Raw genomic sequence first — 17,169 nt, forward strand, 5'->3', positions numbered from 1 at the left:
CCTGCCTGTCGGTCCGTTCGGTGGTGGTCAGCGCGGCAGACCCGCGTGCTTCTTCAGCCAGCGCGAGATGACGACGTGCTGGATTTCGTTGGTCCCCTCGCCGATGGCCTCCAGGCGCACGTCGCGGAAGTACCGCTCGATCGGCAGGTCGCTGACGTAGCCGATGCCGCCGTGGATGCGCAGCGCCTCCTCGGTGACGAACAGGCCGGCCTCCGAACAGACGAGTTTGGCCATCGAGCAGGCGAGCTGGATGTCCTCGCCCGCGTCGTACCGCGCGGCGGCGTGGTCCAGCATCAGCTCGGCCGACCGGACGCGCACCGCCATGTCGGCCAGCTTGAACGCGATCGCCTGGTGCTGGTCGATCGGCTTGCCGAACGCCTCCCGCTGGGCGGCGTAGGAGATCGACTGGTCGAGGGCGGCCCTGGCCAGCCCGAGGGCGATCGCCCCGACGTGCATCCGGCCGACGTCGATGCGGTTGAGGAACGCGTGCTGGCCCCGGCCGAGCATGTCCGGCCCGCCGAGCAGGCCGGCGGCCGGGATCCGGTGACCGCTGTAGGTCATCTCCACCGTGTCCGACGCGCGGTGCCCGAGCTTGTCGAAGGGCTGTGAGACCGACAGCGTCGGGCCGGGCGCGGCCGGATCCCGTTCGACGAGAAAGGCGGAGAGGCGGTCACCGGTGCGGGCGGCCAGCACGATCAGGTTCGCCCTGGATCCGTTGGTGACCCAGGTCTTCGCTCCATCGATGACGTAATCGTCGCCGTCGAGTTCGGCCCGGCACAGCAGCGCGCTGGTGTCACTGCCGGCCTGCGGCTCGGACAGTGAGATGGACGCGATCACCTCGCCCGCTGCCAGCTTCGGCAGCCAGTGCTCCTTCTGCTCCTCGGTCCCGAACGTCTGGATCAGGCCTCCGGCGACCCAGATCGTGGTGACGGTGCCGGCCAGGGACGCCCACGCGTACGCCAGCTCCTCCACGATCCGGACCCGGGTCGACTCGTTGAGGCTCAGACCGCCGTATTTCTCGTCGATCCCCGCACCGAAGAGGCCCATCTCCGCGAGTGCCGGGCCGAAGACCCACGGATGGGCGCCCTCCCGTTCCAAGCGTGTCGCGACCGGAGCGACCTCCGTACGGGCGTATCGCCGTACCGCCTCGACGATCTCCACGTTCACACTCATCGGGCACTCCCTGTCCGCACATCTTAGTGCACTGATCGGTCAGACTACTTAGCTGAGGACGGGTCGGCAAGGGTCCGTTAACGCGAACTGAGCGGACCTGCGGGCGGGCCGCACGGCCGGGCGATTGATTAAGTTACTGTATGATTAGTATACTAGCGTCATTATGCATGAAGGGTGGAGGATGGCACACTCCCCGCAGGTCGAGCAGCCGAGCGACGGCGTGGCCCACGTGGCCACAGCCGCCTGTGACGACTGGACGGCGCCCGGCGCCCATGAGGTCAGCGACGGCGTCCACCGCATCCCTCTCCCACTGCCGCAGGACGGCCTGCGGGCCGTCAACGTCTACGCACTCGAAGCGTCTGACGGGCTGCTGCTGGTCGACGGCGGCTGGGCGCTACAGGCGGCACGGGACGCGCTGGAGAAGGCGGTGCGGTCGCTCGGCCACAGCCTGCGCGACATCTCGCGCTTCGTCGTCACCCACGCCCACCGCGACCACTACACGCAGGCCGTGGCGATCCGGCGCGAATTCGGGAGCAGGGTGGCCCTCGGCGCCCTGGAGCGTGAATCGCTGGAGCAGGCGATGGCCCCGGGCCCGGGCGGCAGGTCGATGCTGGCCCTGCTGCGCCGGGCCGACGCCGGCGAGTTGGCCGAGGACCTGCTGGCGGCCGGATTCGGCCGCGCCATGGAGCCGCGCGCCTGGGAGCTGCCGGATCAGTGGCTGACCGGAGGCGAGCGCATCCCGGTCGACGCGCAGCGCCACCTCGAAGCGATCCACACGCCGGGCCACACGCGGGGGCACATCGTCTTCGCCGACCGTCACCGCGACCTGCTCTTCACCGGCGACCACGTGCTCCCCCACATCACGCCGTCGATCGGTTTCGAGGCCGCCCAGGCCCAGCTGCCCCTGCAGGACTTCCTCGACTCCCTCGAACGGGTCCGCGAACTGCCCGACATGGCGATGCTCCCAGCCCACGGCGCGCCGGGACCGAGCGTTCACCGGCGCGCCGCCGAACTGCTGGAGCATCACGAGAACAGGCTGGCGCTGTGCCGGGCCGAAGTGCGTCCCACCGGCACCACGGGCTACGACGTCGCCAGGGCGCTGGCCTGGACGAGCCGGGGCCGACGTTTCCGGGAACTCGATCCGCTCAACCAGATGCTCGCCGTCTCGGAGACCCTCGCCCACCTCGACGTACTGGTCTCCCGCGGCGTCCTCTCCTGTGAGGAACGGGCCGATGTCCGCCGCTACGCCTGCTGACGGGCCAGCTTAATTACTAATCACTCAGTTTATTTGTCGTCTCCAGGTTGATGTTCACGGTGAGCCGTCTCGCCAACTTGGCTGAACCACGGTGGAGGAGTCAGGTGGAAACCGACCTCGCGGCGTTCATCCTGCGACTGGCGCTCGGGCCGATGCTCGTCGCGCACGGCTGGAACAAACTCTTCGGATCGGGGGGATTGACCGGCACACAGGGCTGGTTCGAGGCGCTCGGCCTGCGCCCGGCGTGGCTGCACGCCCGGATGGCGGCGACCGTGGAGATCGGTGCCGGCGTGTTCCTGACGCTTGGCCTGCTGACCGGGCTTGACGCCACGGCGTACGTGGCCCTGATGGTCGTCGCCACCCTCACCGACCACCGCGGCAAGGGCTACTTCGTCTTCAAGGGCGGCGGCGAGTACACGATCCTCATCGCCATGGCGTCGGTCGGTGTCGCCGCGCTGGGTCCCGGCCGCTGGTCGCTCGACCACCTGCTCGGACTCGACCTGTACGGCTGGCGGTGGGCCGCCATCGCCGCGATCGGCGGAACGGTGGCCGCGGCGGGTCTCCTGGCGACCTCGTACCGGCCGACGGAGACCAGACCCTGACCTGCCCCAGGGATGGCGGGCCATGCGTGCATGGCCCGCCATCCCTTTCCTCGAAGAGATCAGCCCCGGGAGGTGTCGATGTTGTAGAGCCTCGCGGCGTTGCCGCTGAGCACGGCCTCACGCTTGGCGAAGTCCACCTTCTCCAGGGTCGCCCCGATCTGCTTGAGCGGCTCGGGGTAGAGGCACGTGGGGTGCGGGAAGTCGGTCTCGAACATGACCTTGTCCCAGCCGACGAAGTCGATGTCGCGCAGCAGCGTCTGGTTCTCGAACCAGAAGCAGGAGTAGATCTGCCGGTGGAAGTACTCCGAGGGCTTCATCGACAGCCGCACGTTGGCCTCGTCGGCCTGGTAGTCGAGCGCCTCCAGCAGGAAGGGCATCCACCCGATGCCGCTCTCGACCGAGACGAACTTGAGGTTCGGGTGCCGCTCCAGGATGCCGGAGAAGATCAGGTTGGCGACCACCCGGGCGTTGCCGAGGTAGAGCATCGCCGAGCCGATGGCCAGGCGCTTCGATTCCTCGAAGCTGGGCCACGGCGAGTCGCCGTACCACTGGACACCGGTGTCGCTGGCTCCCACGTGGAAGTTGATCGGCATGCCGAGCGACTCGCACACCTCCCACAGCGGCTCCCAGTGCAGGTCGCTCAGGTCGGGGAGATCCTGGTGCTGCGGGTCGGAGGTGATGTTGACACCCTTGAGGCCCTGGGCGTGCACCCGCTGGGTCTCCTTGACCGCGGCCTCGATGTCCCACCAAGGGATCATCGCCATGCCGTGCAGGCGGCCGTTGGAGTTCTCGTAGAGCTCGATCATCGTGTCGTTCCAGATCTGGGCGCAGAGCAGGCGGAGCTGGCGGTCCTCGATCGCCTTGAACGCCTGGCCGCCGAAACCGACCACGTTGGGGTAGATGATCTGGCCCCAGATGCCGACCTCGTCCATCAGGTCGAGCCGGGGCTCCAGGAAGGAGGCCGCCGGGGAGACCTCGGTGAGCGGCCAGTGGGTGAAGCCGGGCCCCTTGTGTTTCACGTTCTGGTGGTTGATGACCGACCCGCCTCCGGCGCGGCCCATCACGTTGTCGCCGACGACCCAGATCCACATGTCGGCCGACTCCATCCGGCCCTTGTGGGGGTTGTAGATCTCCCGTCCGGCCGAGGACACCACCCGGGGCACCTGGTCCTTGTACTTCTCCGGTGCCAGGCGGGTCCACAGGTCGGCGGGCTCCGTCAGGTGCGTGTCAGCGTCGATCACCTTGATGCCCTTGATCGACTCAGGGGTCCGGCCGCTGTAGTTCAGCACTTCGGTCATGGTTCTCTCTCGTTCGCAGCGGAATGGTGGTGTGGTCGTTCGGGTGGCCTGGCTCAGGTCACGCCGTCCGCGCGCAGCGCGGCGATCTCGGCGGTGTCCAGCCCCAGCAGGGTGCCGAGCACGTGGTCGGTGTCCTCTCCGTAGTTCGGGCCGGAACGGTTGATCAGACCGCCGATGTGGGCGGGGGTCTTCTCGAAGTGCACAGGCAGCTCCTTGACCGGCCACCGGCCGAGTTCCGTCTGGTCCAGCTCGACCAGCCAGTTCAGGTGCCGGAGCTGGGGGTCGGTCTCGTACCGGTCCTGGGCGGTCTGGCAGACGCCGGCCGGGACGCCGTTCTGCTGGAGGGTCGCCATGAGCTCGTACGCGTCCCATCCGGCGGTGGCCTCGCCGACCAGCCGGTCGAGCAGGTCCTGGTGCTTCAGGCGGGCGGGCAGGTCCGCGAACCGCGCGTCCTCCAGCAGCGCTTGGACGCTGATCACCTTGGCGAGCGACTCCCACTGGGTCTGGGTGAAGCACCCGATCGCGATCCACCGGTCGTCACCGGCCGCCCGGTAGGCGCCGTGCGGCGCGGCCGGTTTGTACGGCGAGCGGTTGCCGTACCGGGACCAGCGGCGGCCGTTGGCACTGTGGTCCAGGATCGCGGTGCCGGTCAGGTAGAGCCCGGTCTCGACCTGGGAGGCGTCGATGTAACAGCCTTCCCCGGTGCGCTGCCTGCGGTAGAGGGCGGCCATCATGGCGGTGCTCATGTTGTACGCGCCGAACCAGTCAAGGTAGGAGTAGCCGATTCCGGCGGGCGCGAACGGCTCGGGCAGGCCGGACATGTCGCTGAGACCGGAGAACGCCTGCGCGGTGGGGCCGTAACTGCGCATGGTGCTGTAGGAGCCCCGCTGTCCCATGCCGGACTGCTGCACGTAGACGATCGACGGGTTGATCTTGCGAAGTTCGGCGTAGCCGAGGCCCATCCGCTCCATGGTGCCGGGCGAGAACCCCTCGATCACCACGTCCGCGCGGGCGATGAGCTGTTTGAGGATCTCCATCCCGCGCGGCGTCTTCAGGTTGAGGCTCAGGCCGAGTTTGCCGGAGTTGATCTCCATGAAGGAGCCTGAGCGGTTGGGGCCCGGAATCTGGGGGTTGGGGATGGGACCGGTGGCCGCGTCCCGTTCCGCGCGTCCGCCGAGCGGGGGGAAGGCGGTGCCGAAGCGCATGCCGTCGTAGCGGGACGAGTGCTCGACCTTGATCACCTCGGCGCCCAGGGCGGTGAAGAACCGCCCGGCCCCGGCACTGGCCAGCAACCAGGCGAGGTCGAGCACCCGGACGCCCCGCAGCGCGAACGGCCGGTCACCGGTCTCGGTGCGGTTCTCCGGCCAGGACCGGGGCTGGAGCTCCGAGCCGAGGACCTCCTGGGTGTGCTCCCCCAGGAGCGGCGGACGCGTGCCGGTGCTCCACGGAACCTCGTCGCAGACCCACTTCGCTCCGACGTAGGTGAAGCTGCGCCCGTGCTCGGGATGGTCGACCTCGACGAACGTGCCGCGCTGCGCCCAGTGGTCGTCGGCGAGGTTCTCCTCGGGCCGCCGGATGGGCGCCCACGGCAGACCGGCCCGCTGCCCCTCGCGCCAGATCTCCCGATCGTTCAGGAACCTTCCGACGAAGGCGGCGAAGACGGCCGCGAGGTGTTTGCGGACGGGCGGCGAGTTGCGGTAGGCACCGTCCTCGTACTTCTCCTCGGCCAGATCATCGGCCATGCCGTGGCGTTCCAGCATGGCGACGGTCTCCCGCCAGGTGGTCGAGCGACCGGGCAGGTAGGTGTTGTACGGCAGCGTCCAGCGGCCGTCCTTGGTGGCCGCCAGTACGGGGGCGCCGGGCGTGGGGAGGGAGTGCCGGCAGGTCTGGCGCCGGTGCGTCTGCCGCTGGAAGATCCAGTTGGGCAGGTCGGTCTCGGTGTTCTTGCTGACCGACTCGTGCACCGAGGTCTCCACCCGCTGGCCCTCCCCCGTGCGGTCGCGGTGCCACAACGCCGCCATGACGGAGGTCGCCATCATCTCGCCGGTGATGTGGTAGGCCTGCCACATCTGCGGGGCCACCGGGGGCAGGTCGTAGTGGCCGTCGGGCTCGGGGTCGTACCCGCAGTTCATCATCACCCCGCCCAGCGCCAGGTGGATCAGGTCGCTGCCGGAGAAGTGGGCCCACGGCCCGTCGTCGCCGAACGCGGTGATCCGTGCGTGCACCAGACCAGGGTTCAGCTCCGCCAGGCGCCGCGCGTCGAACCCGATGCCCGCGAGGTAGCCGCGGGGCCGTGTCTCCAGGAGCACGTCGCTCGAGGCGAGCAGCCCGGCCAGGGCGGCCTGTCCGGCGTCGGTGTCCAGATCCAGTACGACGGAGCGTTTGCCCAGGTTGTAGTGCCAGAAATGAAGGCTGCGGTCGGGGCCTTCCACGTCCTGGTAGAACGGGCCGATCGACCGGGTGGTCTCGCCGCCGACAGGCTCCACCTTGACGACGTCGGCGCCGAGGCCCGCCAGCACCCGGCCGCAGTACTCCCCGAGTTCGTCGGCCAGTTCGACCACACGGATCCCGGCGAGAAACCCGGCCTTCTCATTCGATGACTTCGACATGCACTCCCCAGGGATCCGCCCAGTGCCAACAGCCGCCAGACAACCTTGCCCATAGTTCACTGACTGAATAGTATACTTCGGGCGAGTTAATGCAACCCCACCGGAGCCGGTCAAGTCCAGGAAGGACATCGGGACGTGCCAGATCACCCCCGCTCGATCGACGAGGTCTTCGACGTTTTCCCCAACGCGCCGATCACCCACGACAACCTCGACATCTACCTGGGCCGTCTGGAGCGCCGGCTCCTCGTCAAGCGATGCCGTGCCTGCGACCGCTACCACGAGCCACCACGGTCCTTCTGCCCCGACTGCCTCTCCGGCGACGTGGCGGCGGCACCGGTCAGCGGCGCGGGCAGGGTGGTCCTCTTCAGCCGGGTACACACCGGCCCGGCCGGCTTCGGGATCGACTACGCGGCAGGGCACCCGATCGCCGTCGTCGAGCTGCGAGAACAACCAGGCCTCCGCCTCTCCGGCCAGTTCGTCACGCCGGACGGGCGCGACGCCCGCCTCGACGAGCGGGTCGAACTCGTGTGGATCGACCGCGCGGACGGCCCCACCCCCGCCTTCGTTCCAAGCTCAGAGGAGGTCTGAACCCATGGCTCAGCCGATCAGCGATCAGATCGCGATCGCCGGGGTGTTCTCCGCGCCGTACACCCGCTCGCGGGGCATGACGGCGCTGGCGATGGTCACCGAGGCGTGCGTCGGAGCGTTGCGGGACGCCGGGCTCGGTCCCTGCGACGTCGACGGCCTGTCCGGATCCCAGCTCGTGCACTCGAACACGCTCCAGGCCGCGCTCGGCGTCCCCGAGATCACGTGGTGGTGCAACCAGCGCATCCCGGTCTACCACCAGCTCTTCGAGGCGATGTACGCGGTGTGGTCCGGTGCGGCCACGACCGTACTGGTCTACCACGTCACCTACCGCGCGCCGGGGGTCTCCCGGTCGGCCGCCGCGGACCCGTTCCGGCGGCGGTTCGGCCTGGGCACCAACGTGCCGAACGCGAACCCCGACGCCGCTGTCAACGCCGTCGGCTACGCGACCTGGGCCGGCCGCTACCTCCACGACTACGGTCTGGACCGTACGACCTTCGGCATGGTCGCCGTCAACGGCCGCTCGAACGCCTTGCTCAACGAGCACGCGGCGATGCGCGAACCACTCACCATGGACGACTACCTCGCCGCCCGGATGTTGCGCGAACCGCTGACCATGCTCGACATGGACCTGCCGGTCGACGGTGCCGACGCCTTCGTGGTGACGAGCACGGAACGCGCTCGCGACCTCCCCCGGCGGCCGGTGACCATCCACGCCGCCTCGATGGGCCAGGCACGGGTGAACAACGAGGAGCAACTCGTCGACCTCGACCACACCGGCCAGCAGATCGCGGCGGCCGCCATGTGGTCACGCAGCGACGCCACCCTGCGTGACATCGACGTGTTCCTGCCGTACGACGGGTTCTCCATCATCGAGACCCGCTGGTTCGAGGTCATCGGATACTGCGGGCCCGGTGAGGCGTACGACTTCATGAAGCACCACTGGAACACCGAGCGCGAGCGCATCGAGATCGACGGGAGGGTGCTCGTCAACCCCCACGGTGGCAGCCTGGCCGACGGCGGCACCCAGGGCTCCGGGCACTTCCGGGAGGCGGTGCTCCAGCTCAGGGGGGAGGCGTCGGAGGGCCGCCAGGTGCCGGGCGCGACCACCGCGCTGGTGACCTCTGGCGGCTTCTTCTTCAACTCGGCGGCGGCGGTTCTCCGTGCCGACGAAGGGTGAGGACGTGGCACCGGCCTTCGAACTGGGAATCGGCGGCCCGTCGGGCGGAGCACGCGACGGGAGCCAACTCGCCGAGGCCGCGACCCGGGCCGAGGACCTCGGCTTCGCGTGGTTCGGCAACGGCGAGCACGTCATGTTCCACAACCCGACCTCCAGCGCGCTGATCAACCTGGCCTTCCTCGCCGGGGTGACCTCGCGGATCCGCCTGCTGAGCGCGATCACGCTGGTGCCCCTCTACCCGGCCGCCCTGCTCGCGAAGATGGCGGCGTCACTGGCGATCCTCGCCGACGGCCGGTTCGAGCTCGGCATCGGCGTCGGCGGGGAGTATCCCGCGGAGTTCACCGCCTGCGGCGTGGACGTGCGCACCCGCGGCGCGCGCACGGACGAGGCGATCGACGTGATGCGCGCCATGTGGACCGGCCGGCAGGTCGACCACGACGGCCGGTTCTGGCAGGTGAAGGGCCGCCTGCAGCCCGAGCCGCCGTCGCCGCCCCGGATCTGGGTGGCCGGGCGCTCCCCGGCCGCCGTGCGCCGGGCGATCCGCGCCGGTGACGTGTACATGCCGTACCTGCTGCGCCCGCACCGCCTCAGGGAGCAAATCGGCATGATCGAGCAGCGGGTGCCGATCATGCCCTACGTCTTCCTGCACGTGGACGACAACGGCGACCGCGCCCGCGCAGACGCGGCGGAGTGGGTGGGCCACATGTACCGGCAGAACCCCGAGACCTTCCGGGAACTCGTCATCGCCGGCGACGCCGACGATTGCGCGGCCCGCCTGGCGCAAATACGGGACTGGGGGTGCTCAGGCGCGCACATCACCCTGGTCTGCCCGCCCGGCCAGTGGCTCGAACGGTGCGATCTGGTCGGACAGGAAATCCTGCCGAAGCTGCGATAGGGCCAACATGCCGGCCGGCGGCGTCGCCAACGCCGCCAGCCAGGACTCCTTCTGACACCTGCCGGTCCTGGCGTGCAGGGCGCACGCGAGTGCAAGTGCCGCAGTCGGAGAGCCATCCTGCAAGGTGGAGGTGTCGGTGGCGCCCTGAAACGATCAGTTGCGGCGCTGGGCGGACGTCCTTGTCACGTCCCGGCGAGGGCGGACCGCAGTTCGTCGGTCACCGCGTCCAGGCAGCTGCCGAAACTCGCATGTCCCTTGGCCTCGATCCAGTTCCGGAAGGCGTTCTGAAAGGCCACCGCGGCCAGCTGCGCGACCAGTTCGGCCGTGCCGGCGTTCACCTGACGCCGCATCAGAGCATCGCGGATCGCCTCGATGATCGCTGCGGTCTTGGTCCGTTCACGTTCCTGCAGCTCCGGGCTGGCGTCGATCACCGCCCGGCGCTCCGCCGCGCCGTCCACCTGCTCGACGAGCTGGGCACCGACTCGCGCCAGCGCGTCGAGGGCGGCAGCGAGCGGAGCCGCGTCCGGGTCTGCCGTCAGGACCGCTTCCGCCAGCGCCGGGGGCAGGCGCTCCGAGCCGCCGAACAGGACCTCGCGCTTGTCCGGAAAGTAGCGGAAGTAGGAGCGCCGGGTGAGGCCGGCCCGCTCGGCGATATGGGTCACCGTCACGTTGTCGTAGCCGCGCTCCAGGAACAGCTCCAGAGCCGCCCGCTTCAGGCGCTCCTCGGCACCCGGATCCCACCTCGCCATACGCCGACGGTAACAGGTGATGTCCCGCTGTGCCATCAGTGCTAGCCTGCAATCACGACACACTGTGTCATCACTGGGGGCGCCCGCTCCCGGTGCGGCCCGGAGTAGGCAGGGTGACGTTCGCATGACCGAGACCAGCGAGACCGGCGGGACGACCGGCGAGAGCAGGACGAACGACGAGGTATGGATAGTCGGGGCCACCGGCCGTATCGGCCGAGGCGTGACCGCGCGACTGGCCGCGCGGGGACTGAAGGTCATGCCGGTGGGCCGCAGCCGGGAGCGGATGCTCGCCGCCGGGGCCGCAGCCGGTCTGCCCGGGGACGCGAAGGTGGTCGTCGCCGACTCGGCTGAGCGGATCGCGGACGAGATCGTCCGGAAACGCCCGCGGGTGGTGGTGAACACGATGGGCGCCTTCGCCGCCACGGCACCGGTGATCGCCCGTGCCTGCCTGCCCGGCGGCGGCCACTACGTCGACCAGGCCAACGACGTGGTCGCCGTCGACCGGCTGCTCGCCCTGCACGACGAAGCGGTGCGGGCGGGCAGCACCCTGGTCACCGGCGCCGGATTCGGCGTGCTGGCGACGGAGGCGGTGGTGGCGAAGCTGTGCGAAGGCCGGCCCACGCCGCACCGGGTGCGCGTCGACGCCGTGGCCTCGGTGGCCGTCGAGGCGGGCGCGCTCGGTGCCGCCCTGGCGGCCAGCCTCGTGGACGTGCTCACCACCGGCGGACGGCGGTACGAGAACGGGCGGCTGATGACATCGCGCCTCGGCGCGGATCCGCAGCAACTCACCTTCCCGGACGGGGAGTCAGCGAAGTCGGCAGGTGTCTCCTCCGGCGAGCTCGTCGCGGCGCACGCGGTGAGCGGAGCACCGTTCGTCACCGCCACTTCCGCTCTCGTGCCGGCCGCTCCGCTGATACGCGCCCTGCTCCCGCTGTTCGGCCGCCTGCTGTCGGTTCCGGCGCTGCGACGCCTCGCCGTCGACCGGCTCGGCCGGGTCCCGGTGAAGGCCGCGCCCCGTCCGCGCAAGCACTCCTGGGGGCACGCCGTCGTCGAGTGGAGGGACGGCACCCGGCGCGAGGGATGGCTCCGCGCCGACGATGGCATGGACTTCACGGCCGAGGTCACCGCCACCGTCACCGAACTGCTGGCCCGGGGCGTCGGCAGGCCCGGGGCCTGGACACCGGCAGCCGCCCTCGGGGCGGACCTGGCGACGGCCGCGGGCGGCACCTTCGTACTGGACTGAGGCGCGCCGATGCCTGGCGTTCGTCAAGACGATCAGAGTGCGTTCGGGTGTGGTTATTTGACGCCGCCTGCGGTGAGGCCGGACACGATGCGGCGCTGGAAGATGAGGACTGCTATGACGAGCGGGATGGTGACGACGACGGCGGCGGCCATTTGAGTGCCGTAGGGGGTGTCGAAGCCGTGGGCGCCGGTGAACCGGGAGATGGCGACGGTGGCGGTTTGCATGTCTTTTTTGTTCACCATGGACAGGGCGATGATGAATTCGTTCCAGGCGGCGATGAAGGTGATGATCGCGGTGGTGAACACGCCAGGTGCGGCCAGGGGCAAGATGATGCGGCGGAAGGCCTGCATGCGGGTGCAGCCGTCGATCATTGCGGCTTGTTCTAGTTCGGGTGGCAGCTGGCGGAGGTAGGCGGTGAGGTTCCAGACGGCCAGGGGCAGGGCGAACGACATGCTGGGCGCGATCATTGCCTGGTAGGTGTTGATCCAGCCGATGTCGGTGAACAGTTTCAGCAGGGGTACGACCATGGAGATGCCGGGGAACATGGAGGTCGCGATGACGATGGCGGCCGCGGTGCGTTTGAAGGGGAAGTCGAGCCGCGCGAGAGCGTAAGCGGTGGCGGTTCCAATGAGGAGGGTTACTGCGGTGGTGGTGCCGGCGACCAGGATGCTGTTGAGCAGCGCGCGCTGAAAGCCTACTGAGGGCTCGAATACGGCTTGCAGGTTGGCAATCGACCACGGATCCGGCAGCGGTGTGGTCTGGAATTGGTCGGTGGGCCGGCGGAACGCGGATACGACCATCCAGAAGAACGGGGCCAGGCAGTACACGACGATAACGGCGATCCCAAGGTACTGGGCGGCGGCGCGCACCCTTGACCGGGTGCCGCGCGGCCGGCCTGTGGCGGGCAGGGTGCTGGCGGTCATGCGCGGGCGTCCTTCCGGATGGTGCGTGTTTCTGCGATCAGGTCGGTGCCTAGTAGCCGGACGAACGCGTAGGCCACCGCAACGACGTAGAGAAACAGGAGTGTCGAGTAGGCGGCGGCTTGCCCGTAGTGCAGGTTGCCGGCTTCGTTGAAGGCCAGGATGGAAATGGTTTGCACGGACTGTTTCTGGCTGCCGATCAGGATGTAGGGCAGGTCGAACATGCGCAGCACGTCCATGACCCGGAACAGCACCGCGACCAGCAGGACCGGTTTGACCAGCGGCAAGGTGATGCGGCGGAACTGCTGTAAGGCGGTGGCGCCGTCGACGCGGGCGGCCTCGTAGAGCTCCTGCGGGATGAGCTGCAGCCCGGCGAGGGTGAGCAGGCCGATGAATGGGGCGGTTTTCCAGGTGTCAGCGATGATGATGGCGAGTTTGGCGGGCCAGCCGTCGGCGGTCCACAGGATCTGCTGGCCCAGAAGCTGGTTGGCGATCCCGTTGGACGAGAAGATCCATTGCCAGAGCAGGCCGGACATCGCGGTGGGCACTGCCCAGGGGATGAGGATGCCGGCCCGCACGATGGCGCGGCCCCGCAGCGCGTGGTGCATGACCAGGGCCATTGCCAGGCCGATGGCGACTTCGATGGCCACCGTGGTGATGGTGAAGAAGGTGGTGTTGGCGAAGGCGTTCCAGAACGCCGCGCCACGGTCGCCGGACAGGACGTCGGCGTAGTTGGAAAGGCCCACGAAGTGCTCGTCGGACACGACGAACCCGTCGGCGTCGAACTCTTGCCCTTGGCTGTAAAGAGATTGCCGGATCGCCGATATCAGTGGGTATCCGATGACGAGTGCCAGGGCGAGGAAGGTGGGCGAGAGCAGCAATGCCGCGAGCCGGTTCTGGCTAATCTCGGACAGACTGCGCCGGGTGCGCCGAGGTGGGCGGCCAGTATGCGTGCCGGCATCAGCGTCGGCGAGTGTGGGCATCGATGTCACAGGTCTTTCCTCGCTGGGCGGTCAATCCGGCTTGGTGGCCGGGCACCAGTTGTGGTGCCCGGCCGGGACGGCTGCTTACTGAGCGGTGAGCTGCTTGAGGTTGGCCTGCAACGCGGTCAGCGCGGTGGCCGCGTCGGTGTCGCCGGCGATCACCGGCGCGATCGCGTTCTGGATCGCGGCGGACACATCGCCGTAGTGCACCGCCTTGGGCCGTGCCACCGCCGACTCCAGCGACTTCTGCAAGTACGGCAGGTACGGGAACTGCTTCTGCAAAGCGGCATCGGCGTACAGGCTGGTGCGGGTGGGTGCGGTGGAGGTGGCCAGCAGGTTGGCGCGCTGTGCTTCCTCACCGGTCAGATAGGTGATGAAGTCACGTGCGGTGGCCTTGTTCTTACCGAAGCTGGACACGGCAAGGTTGAGCCCGCCCAGGGTCGACGAGCCAGGCCCGTTCAGGCCGGGCAGCGCGGCGACGGCGAACTTCCCGGCGACCTTCGACGATCCGTCGGTCTTGTTGGCCAGATCCCACACGTACGGCCACTGGCGCAGGAACACCAAAGTGCCGTCCTGGAACGCTTTGCGGCCGTCTTCTTCCTTGTAGGTGATCGCGGCCTTCGGGATGGTGCCGTCGTTGAACGCCGACACCAGCCAGGTCAGCGCGGCTTTCGCCTGCGGGGCGTCGACGGTCGGGTTGCCCTGCTCGTCGAAGACCCGCCCACCAGCTGACTGCACGGCTTCGGCGAAGTTGACGACCAGGCCTTCATATTTGTCGAACTGCCCGGCGTAGCAGCTGACATCCTTGCCCTGCGGCAGCGCTTTGACCTTGGCGCAGGCGTCCTGCATCTGGGCCCAAGTTGCTGGGGCCGTAGTGATTCCGGCCGCGGTCAAAAGGTCGGTGCGGTAGAACAGGAGCCCGCCGTTGGTCTGCCAAGGCACGGCGTACAGGGTGCCGCGGTATTTGGCTGACTCGATGGCCGAGGTGAGCAGGCCAGAGGTGTCGGTGCTGGCGGGAATCTCGTCGATCCACCGGTTGGCGGCGAACTGGGCCGTCCACACCACATCCAGGCCGAGCACCGAATAGGCGTCGGATTTCACCTGGGCGTTCTGCTGCAGCTGCTTGAGCTGGTCGTCAGCTGAGGCGGGCAGCTCGACGATAGTGACCTTCTCGTTCGGGTGCGCGGCATTCCAGGTGTCGACCTGCTTCTGCAGGTTGCCTGAGGTGTCCTTGCCGGTCGCGAACGTGATCGCGCCACGGTCATCGCCGCCCGCCGCAGGATCGGGGCTGGCGTTGGAGCAGGCGGCTAACGCTGACGCTAACGCGAGCACGGCCGCGGCGGCGGGGAGCACGCGCCGGGCCCCGTAGCCGTGGTCCCGTTTACGGTGCGAGTTCACTTCTCTATCTCCTTGGGTTGGGCGGGTAGGTTTAGTTGGGCCGTAGGTGCTGCAGGGTGCGCTGGCCGGGAACAGGGCTACTCGCCGCGATTTCCCGTGTGGTGCCAGAGCTTTCGAGGTAACCGATGACGGCTACCGCACCGGCCGCCGCCCAGGCTTGAGGGCGGCAGGCCGTCGGGTACGCCAGCACGGGTTCGCCGTGATGCGCGCTGGTGCCCGCGTAAAGTTCGGGAAGCCGCCAGTCAAACTGCTCAGCGGCGGTGACCAGGCCTTCGGCCAGGGTGTGGGCGATGTCGTGATATCCCTCGGCGGCCAGGCCAAGCACAGCGATGGCGGTGTCGTGCGGCCAGACGCTGCCGCAGTGGTAGCTCAGCGGGTTGAACGCCTTGCTCGCCGACGACAAGGTCCGCAGCCCATATCCGCAGTTGAGGTCGGGGGCGGCGAGTCTGGCTGCCACCTGTGCCGCTTCATGCGGGGCAAGAAGCCCGGTACCCAGCAGATGAGCCATATTGGACGCGGCGCCGTCGACCGGTTTCTTGTCGCGGTCCAAAGCGATGGCCGGGTAGGTGCCGGACTCGTCGGTGAGCCAGAAGCTGTGACGGAACCGGTCTTGCAGGTCGGCTGCCCACTGGCGCCGTAGCGGTACGCCATGCTGGCCGAAAGCGTCGAGCATGTCGGCGCCGTGCATCACCGCCGCGTAGGCGTAGCCCTGAACTTCGCACAGGGCAAGGGGTGCTTGCGCTTCGCGGCCGTCGGCCCACCGCACCGCGCCGGGGGTGTCTTTCCAGCCCTGGTTGGCCAGCCCGCCACGGGTGGAGGCACGGTATTCGACGAACCCGTCGCCGTCGGCATCCCCGTACGTGGTGATCCAGTCCAGGGCCGCCTGCAGTCCGGGCAGCAGCGCGGCGACCTCGGCCTCGGGCATGCCCGCCCGCCACGCCTCGTGCAGCAGCCGGATCCACAACGCGGTGGCGTCGATGGTGCCGTAGTACACCGGCGGGATCACCATCTCGCCCAGGCGCAGGGTTTCGCGGCGTACCTCGTGCAGGATCTTGCCTGGTTCTTCTTCCGAACCCGGCACGATCCGGTTTCCTTGCCGGCGCTGCAACGCGCGCAGCGTTCCGGCCGCCAGGGTGCGGCTGTGGGGCAGCAGCAGCGACGCCGACCACAGCGCGTCGCGGCCGAAAAGTGTGAAATACCAGGGGCTTCCCGCTGACACGAACTGGTCGCGTGGATCGGCCGGATCGGCCAGGATCATGCGCTCCACATCGGCAAGGCTGGTCTCAAGCAGCCGGCGCCGCCGCGGGTCGGCCGGTTGCGAGCCGGGCGCCAAGACCGGCGGCTGCCCGGCCGGCAGCGGAAGAAAGACCCGCTCGGCTGCGTCACCGGGCGTTTCGGTGCCAAGCACCCACAGCGTCACCACGGCGGGCTGCCGCGCGGTGACCTCCAGGTGAAACGTCAGCACCACGGTGGCGCCGTCGAGGGTCACCTGATGTGGCAGCGGATCGCAGGTCAAGTCGACCATGTGCCCGGCGCCGGCCCAGGCCGCGCCGTCAGCGGTCAGTGAAGGCGTGAGCACGGGCGGATGGGTTCCGCCGCGGACCTCGTGCACCGCGGCGAGGTCGGCCTCGGCCCGCACGGTGACAGTGACCTGCGTGGCTCCCGGGGCGAAGCTGGAGAACTCCAGCTGCTCGTTGACGGCGTCCGGGCCGGCCGTGCGGCGGCGGTACCACAGCAGCGACACATCGGAGGCGTCGTCACCGTCCGGGCGCACATAGGCGGCGAACACCGCCTCAGCTGCCGAAACCTGCCGGCCCACTGGCTTGACCGCCGCGCCCCCCACTTCGGCGGTCAGCCGCGACAGCAGCCGGACATCGCCGCGGTAGAAGCCGTCGAGCTCCCCAGGCCGGACCTGGCCGTCCGGCGCGCTCAGGCACACCGACGGCGCCCACAGCACCGACACCAAGTCGTCCAGAGAAGGCTGGCGGTGGTAACTCACGATGCCCCCGTAGCGTCAGCGGGATCTTCCGATCGTGATTTGCACGTGCAAATTCTTACGTTTCGTGACCGTAGCACTCGTCACACCGATAGGACCAGGGGCCAGGAGGCGGCCCCTGGTAACGGAACGGAAACGAACGCTCCACCGCCATGTCGCCCTGGCGCTCCAGATCCATGCAAAGACCTGCCCATCACGTGCCGGAATTCCCCTGGGGCAGCCCGCAGATTCAGGCCGTCTCGCCAGCCCATGGCCGCATGGGCACATTCCGTTCGACCGGCGG

At 68.9% G+C, this 17,169-nt stretch carries 14 protein-coding genes; 6 read left to right on the forward strand and 8 right to left on the reverse strand.

Annotation, left to right across the window (positions count from 1 at the left end):
* Positions 1-27 precede the first annotated feature (27 nt).
* Positions 28-1,173 carry an acyl-CoA dehydrogenase family protein gene (locus KIP79_RS08535; protein WP_214104147.1) on the reverse strand — a complete coding sequence of 382 codons (1,146 nt, stop codon included), beginning with the start codon at positions 1,171-1,173 and terminating at the stop codon, positions 28-30.
* A gap of 181 nt (positions 1,174-1,354) precedes the next feature.
* Between KIP79_RS08535 and KIP79_RS08540 the strand changes: the two genes are divergently transcribed.
* Together KIP79_RS08540 and KIP79_RS08545 are read left to right on the forward strand one after the other, a co-directional pair.
* Positions 1,355-2,428: an MBL fold metallo-hydrolase gene (locus KIP79_RS08540; RefSeq protein WP_214104148.1), complete on the forward strand. Its 1,074-nt coding sequence runs from the start codon at positions 1,355-1,357 to the stop codon at positions 2,426-2,428.
* Positions 2,429-2,532: 104 nt separating this feature from the next.
* The gene (locus KIP79_RS08545; protein WP_214104149.1) at positions 2,533-3,030 is read left to right on the forward strand and encodes a DoxX family protein; all 498 of its coding nucleotides are present in this window, start codon (positions 2,533-2,535) and stop codon (positions 3,028-3,030) included.
* A gap of 59 nt (positions 3,031-3,089) precedes the next feature.
* Here KIP79_RS08545 and KIP79_RS08550 read toward each other — a convergent pair whose 3' ends face one another.
* The gene (locus tag KIP79_RS08550; RefSeq protein WP_214104150.1) at positions 3,090-4,328 is read right to left on the reverse strand and encodes an amidohydrolase family protein; all 1,239 of its coding nucleotides are present in this window, start codon (positions 4,326-4,328) and stop codon (positions 3,090-3,092) included.
* Positions 4,329-4,381: 53 nt separating this feature from the next.
* Positions 4,382-6,937 carry a CaiB/BaiF CoA transferase family protein gene (locus tag KIP79_RS08555; RefSeq protein WP_214104151.1) on the reverse strand — a complete coding sequence of 852 codons (2,556 nt, stop codon included), beginning with the start codon at positions 6,935-6,937 and terminating at the stop codon, positions 4,382-4,384.
* Positions 6,938-7,072: 135 nt separating this feature from the next.
* Between KIP79_RS08555 and KIP79_RS08560 the strand changes: the two genes are divergently transcribed.
* Genes KIP79_RS08560 through KIP79_RS08570 form a run of 3 tightly spaced genes read left to right on the forward strand, consistent with a single transcriptional unit; the run spans position 7,073 to position 9,597 of the window.
* A complete protein-coding gene (locus tag KIP79_RS08560) occupies positions 7,073-7,525 on the forward strand; it encodes a Zn-ribbon domain-containing OB-fold protein (protein WP_214104152.1) in 453 nt (150 codons plus the stop codon).
* A 4-nt stretch (positions 7,526-7,529) separates the two neighbouring features.
* Positions 7,530-8,702, forward strand: coding sequence for a thiolase family protein (locus KIP79_RS08565; RefSeq protein WP_214104153.1), 1,173 nt, complete (start codon positions 7,530-7,532; stop codon positions 8,700-8,702).
* A gap of 4 nt (positions 8,703-8,706) precedes the next feature.
* Positions 8,707-9,597, forward strand: coding sequence for an LLM class flavin-dependent oxidoreductase (locus tag KIP79_RS08570; protein ID WP_214104154.1), 891 nt, complete (start codon positions 8,707-8,709; stop codon positions 9,595-9,597).
* Between the two features lie 182 nt (positions 9,598-9,779).
* On the opposite strand, the gene KIP79_RS08575 is transcribed toward KIP79_RS08570, so the two are convergent.
* A complete protein-coding gene (locus tag KIP79_RS08575; RefSeq protein WP_214104155.1) occupies positions 9,780-10,346 on the reverse strand; it encodes a TetR/AcrR family transcriptional regulator in 567 nt (188 codons plus the stop codon).
* Positions 10,347-10,470: 124 nt separating this feature from the next.
* Between KIP79_RS08575 and KIP79_RS08580 the strand changes: the two genes are divergently transcribed.
* The gene (locus KIP79_RS08580) at positions 10,471-11,589 is read left to right on the forward strand and encodes a saccharopine dehydrogenase NADP-binding domain-containing protein (RefSeq protein ID WP_214104156.1); all 1,119 of its coding nucleotides are present in this window, start codon (positions 10,471-10,473) and stop codon (positions 11,587-11,589) included.
* Positions 11,590-11,642: 53 nt separating this feature from the next.
* Here the strand turns inward: KIP79_RS08580 and KIP79_RS08585 are convergent, their stop codons facing one another.
* The 4 genes from KIP79_RS08585 to KIP79_RS08600 form a co-directional block, all read right to left on the reverse strand.
* On the reverse strand, positions 11,643-12,512 hold the full coding sequence (locus tag KIP79_RS08585) for a carbohydrate ABC transporter permease (protein WP_214104157.1): 870 nt from the start codon (positions 12,510-12,512) through the stop codon (positions 11,643-11,645).
* Complete coding sequence (locus KIP79_RS08590; RefSeq protein ID WP_250212920.1) at positions 12,509-13,492, reverse strand: carbohydrate ABC transporter permease; 984 nt, start codon at positions 13,490-13,492, stop codon at positions 12,509-12,511. Before KIP79_RS08590 ends, KIP79_RS08585 begins: the two co-directional genes overlap by 4 nt.
* Before the next feature lie 84 nt (positions 13,493-13,576).
* A complete protein-coding gene (locus tag KIP79_RS08595; protein WP_214104159.1) occupies positions 13,577-14,845 on the reverse strand; it encodes an ABC transporter substrate-binding protein in 1,269 nt (422 codons plus the stop codon).
* Positions 14,846-14,921: 76 nt separating this feature from the next.
* A complete protein-coding gene (locus KIP79_RS08600; RefSeq protein WP_214104160.1) occupies positions 14,922-16,889 on the reverse strand; it encodes a glycogen debranching N-terminal domain-containing protein in 1,968 nt (655 codons plus the stop codon).
* Positions 16,890-17,169: the final 280 nt, after the last annotated feature.

Source organism: Acrocarpospora catenulata (assembly GCF_018476525.1).
Lineage (GTDB): Bacteria > Actinomycetota > Actinomycetes > Streptosporangiales > Streptosporangiaceae > Acrocarpospora > Acrocarpospora catenulata.

Excerpts from the sequence above, each read along its gene's own strand:
- KIP79_RS08580 (WP_214104156.1), top strand. The coding sequence starts at position 10,471 with ATGACCGAGACCAGCGAGACCGGCGGGACGACCGGCGAGAGCAGGACG.
- KIP79_RS08555 (WP_214104151.1), bottom strand. The coding sequence starts at position 6,937 with ATGTCGAAGTCATCGAATGAGAAGGCCGGGTTTCTCGCCGGGATCCGT.
- KIP79_RS08575 (WP_214104155.1), bottom strand. The coding sequence starts at position 10,346 with ATGGCGAGGTGGGATCCGGGTGCCGAGGAGCGCCTGAAGCGGGCGGCT.
- KIP79_RS08590 (WP_250212920.1), bottom strand. The coding sequence starts at position 13,492 with ATGCCCACACTCGCCGACGCTGATGCCGGCACGCATACTGGCCGCCCA.
- KIP79_RS08540 (WP_214104148.1), top strand. The coding sequence starts at position 1,355 with ATGGCACACTCCCCGCAGGTCGAGCAGCCGAGCGACGGCGTGGCCCAC.
- KIP79_RS08550 (WP_214104150.1), bottom strand. The coding sequence starts at position 4,328 with ATGACCGAAGTGCTGAACTACAGCGGCCGGACCCCTGAGTCGATCAAG.
- KIP79_RS08535 (WP_214104147.1), bottom strand. The coding sequence starts at position 1,173 with ATGAGTGTGAACGTGGAGATCGTCGAGGCGGTACGGCGATACGCCCGT.
- KIP79_RS08565 (WP_214104153.1), top strand. The coding sequence starts at position 7,530 with ATGGCTCAGCCGATCAGCGATCAGATCGCGATCGCCGGGGTGTTCTCC.
- KIP79_RS08585 (WP_214104157.1), bottom strand. The coding sequence starts at position 12,512 with ATGACCGCCAGCACCCTGCCCGCCACAGGCCGGCCGCGCGGCACCCGG.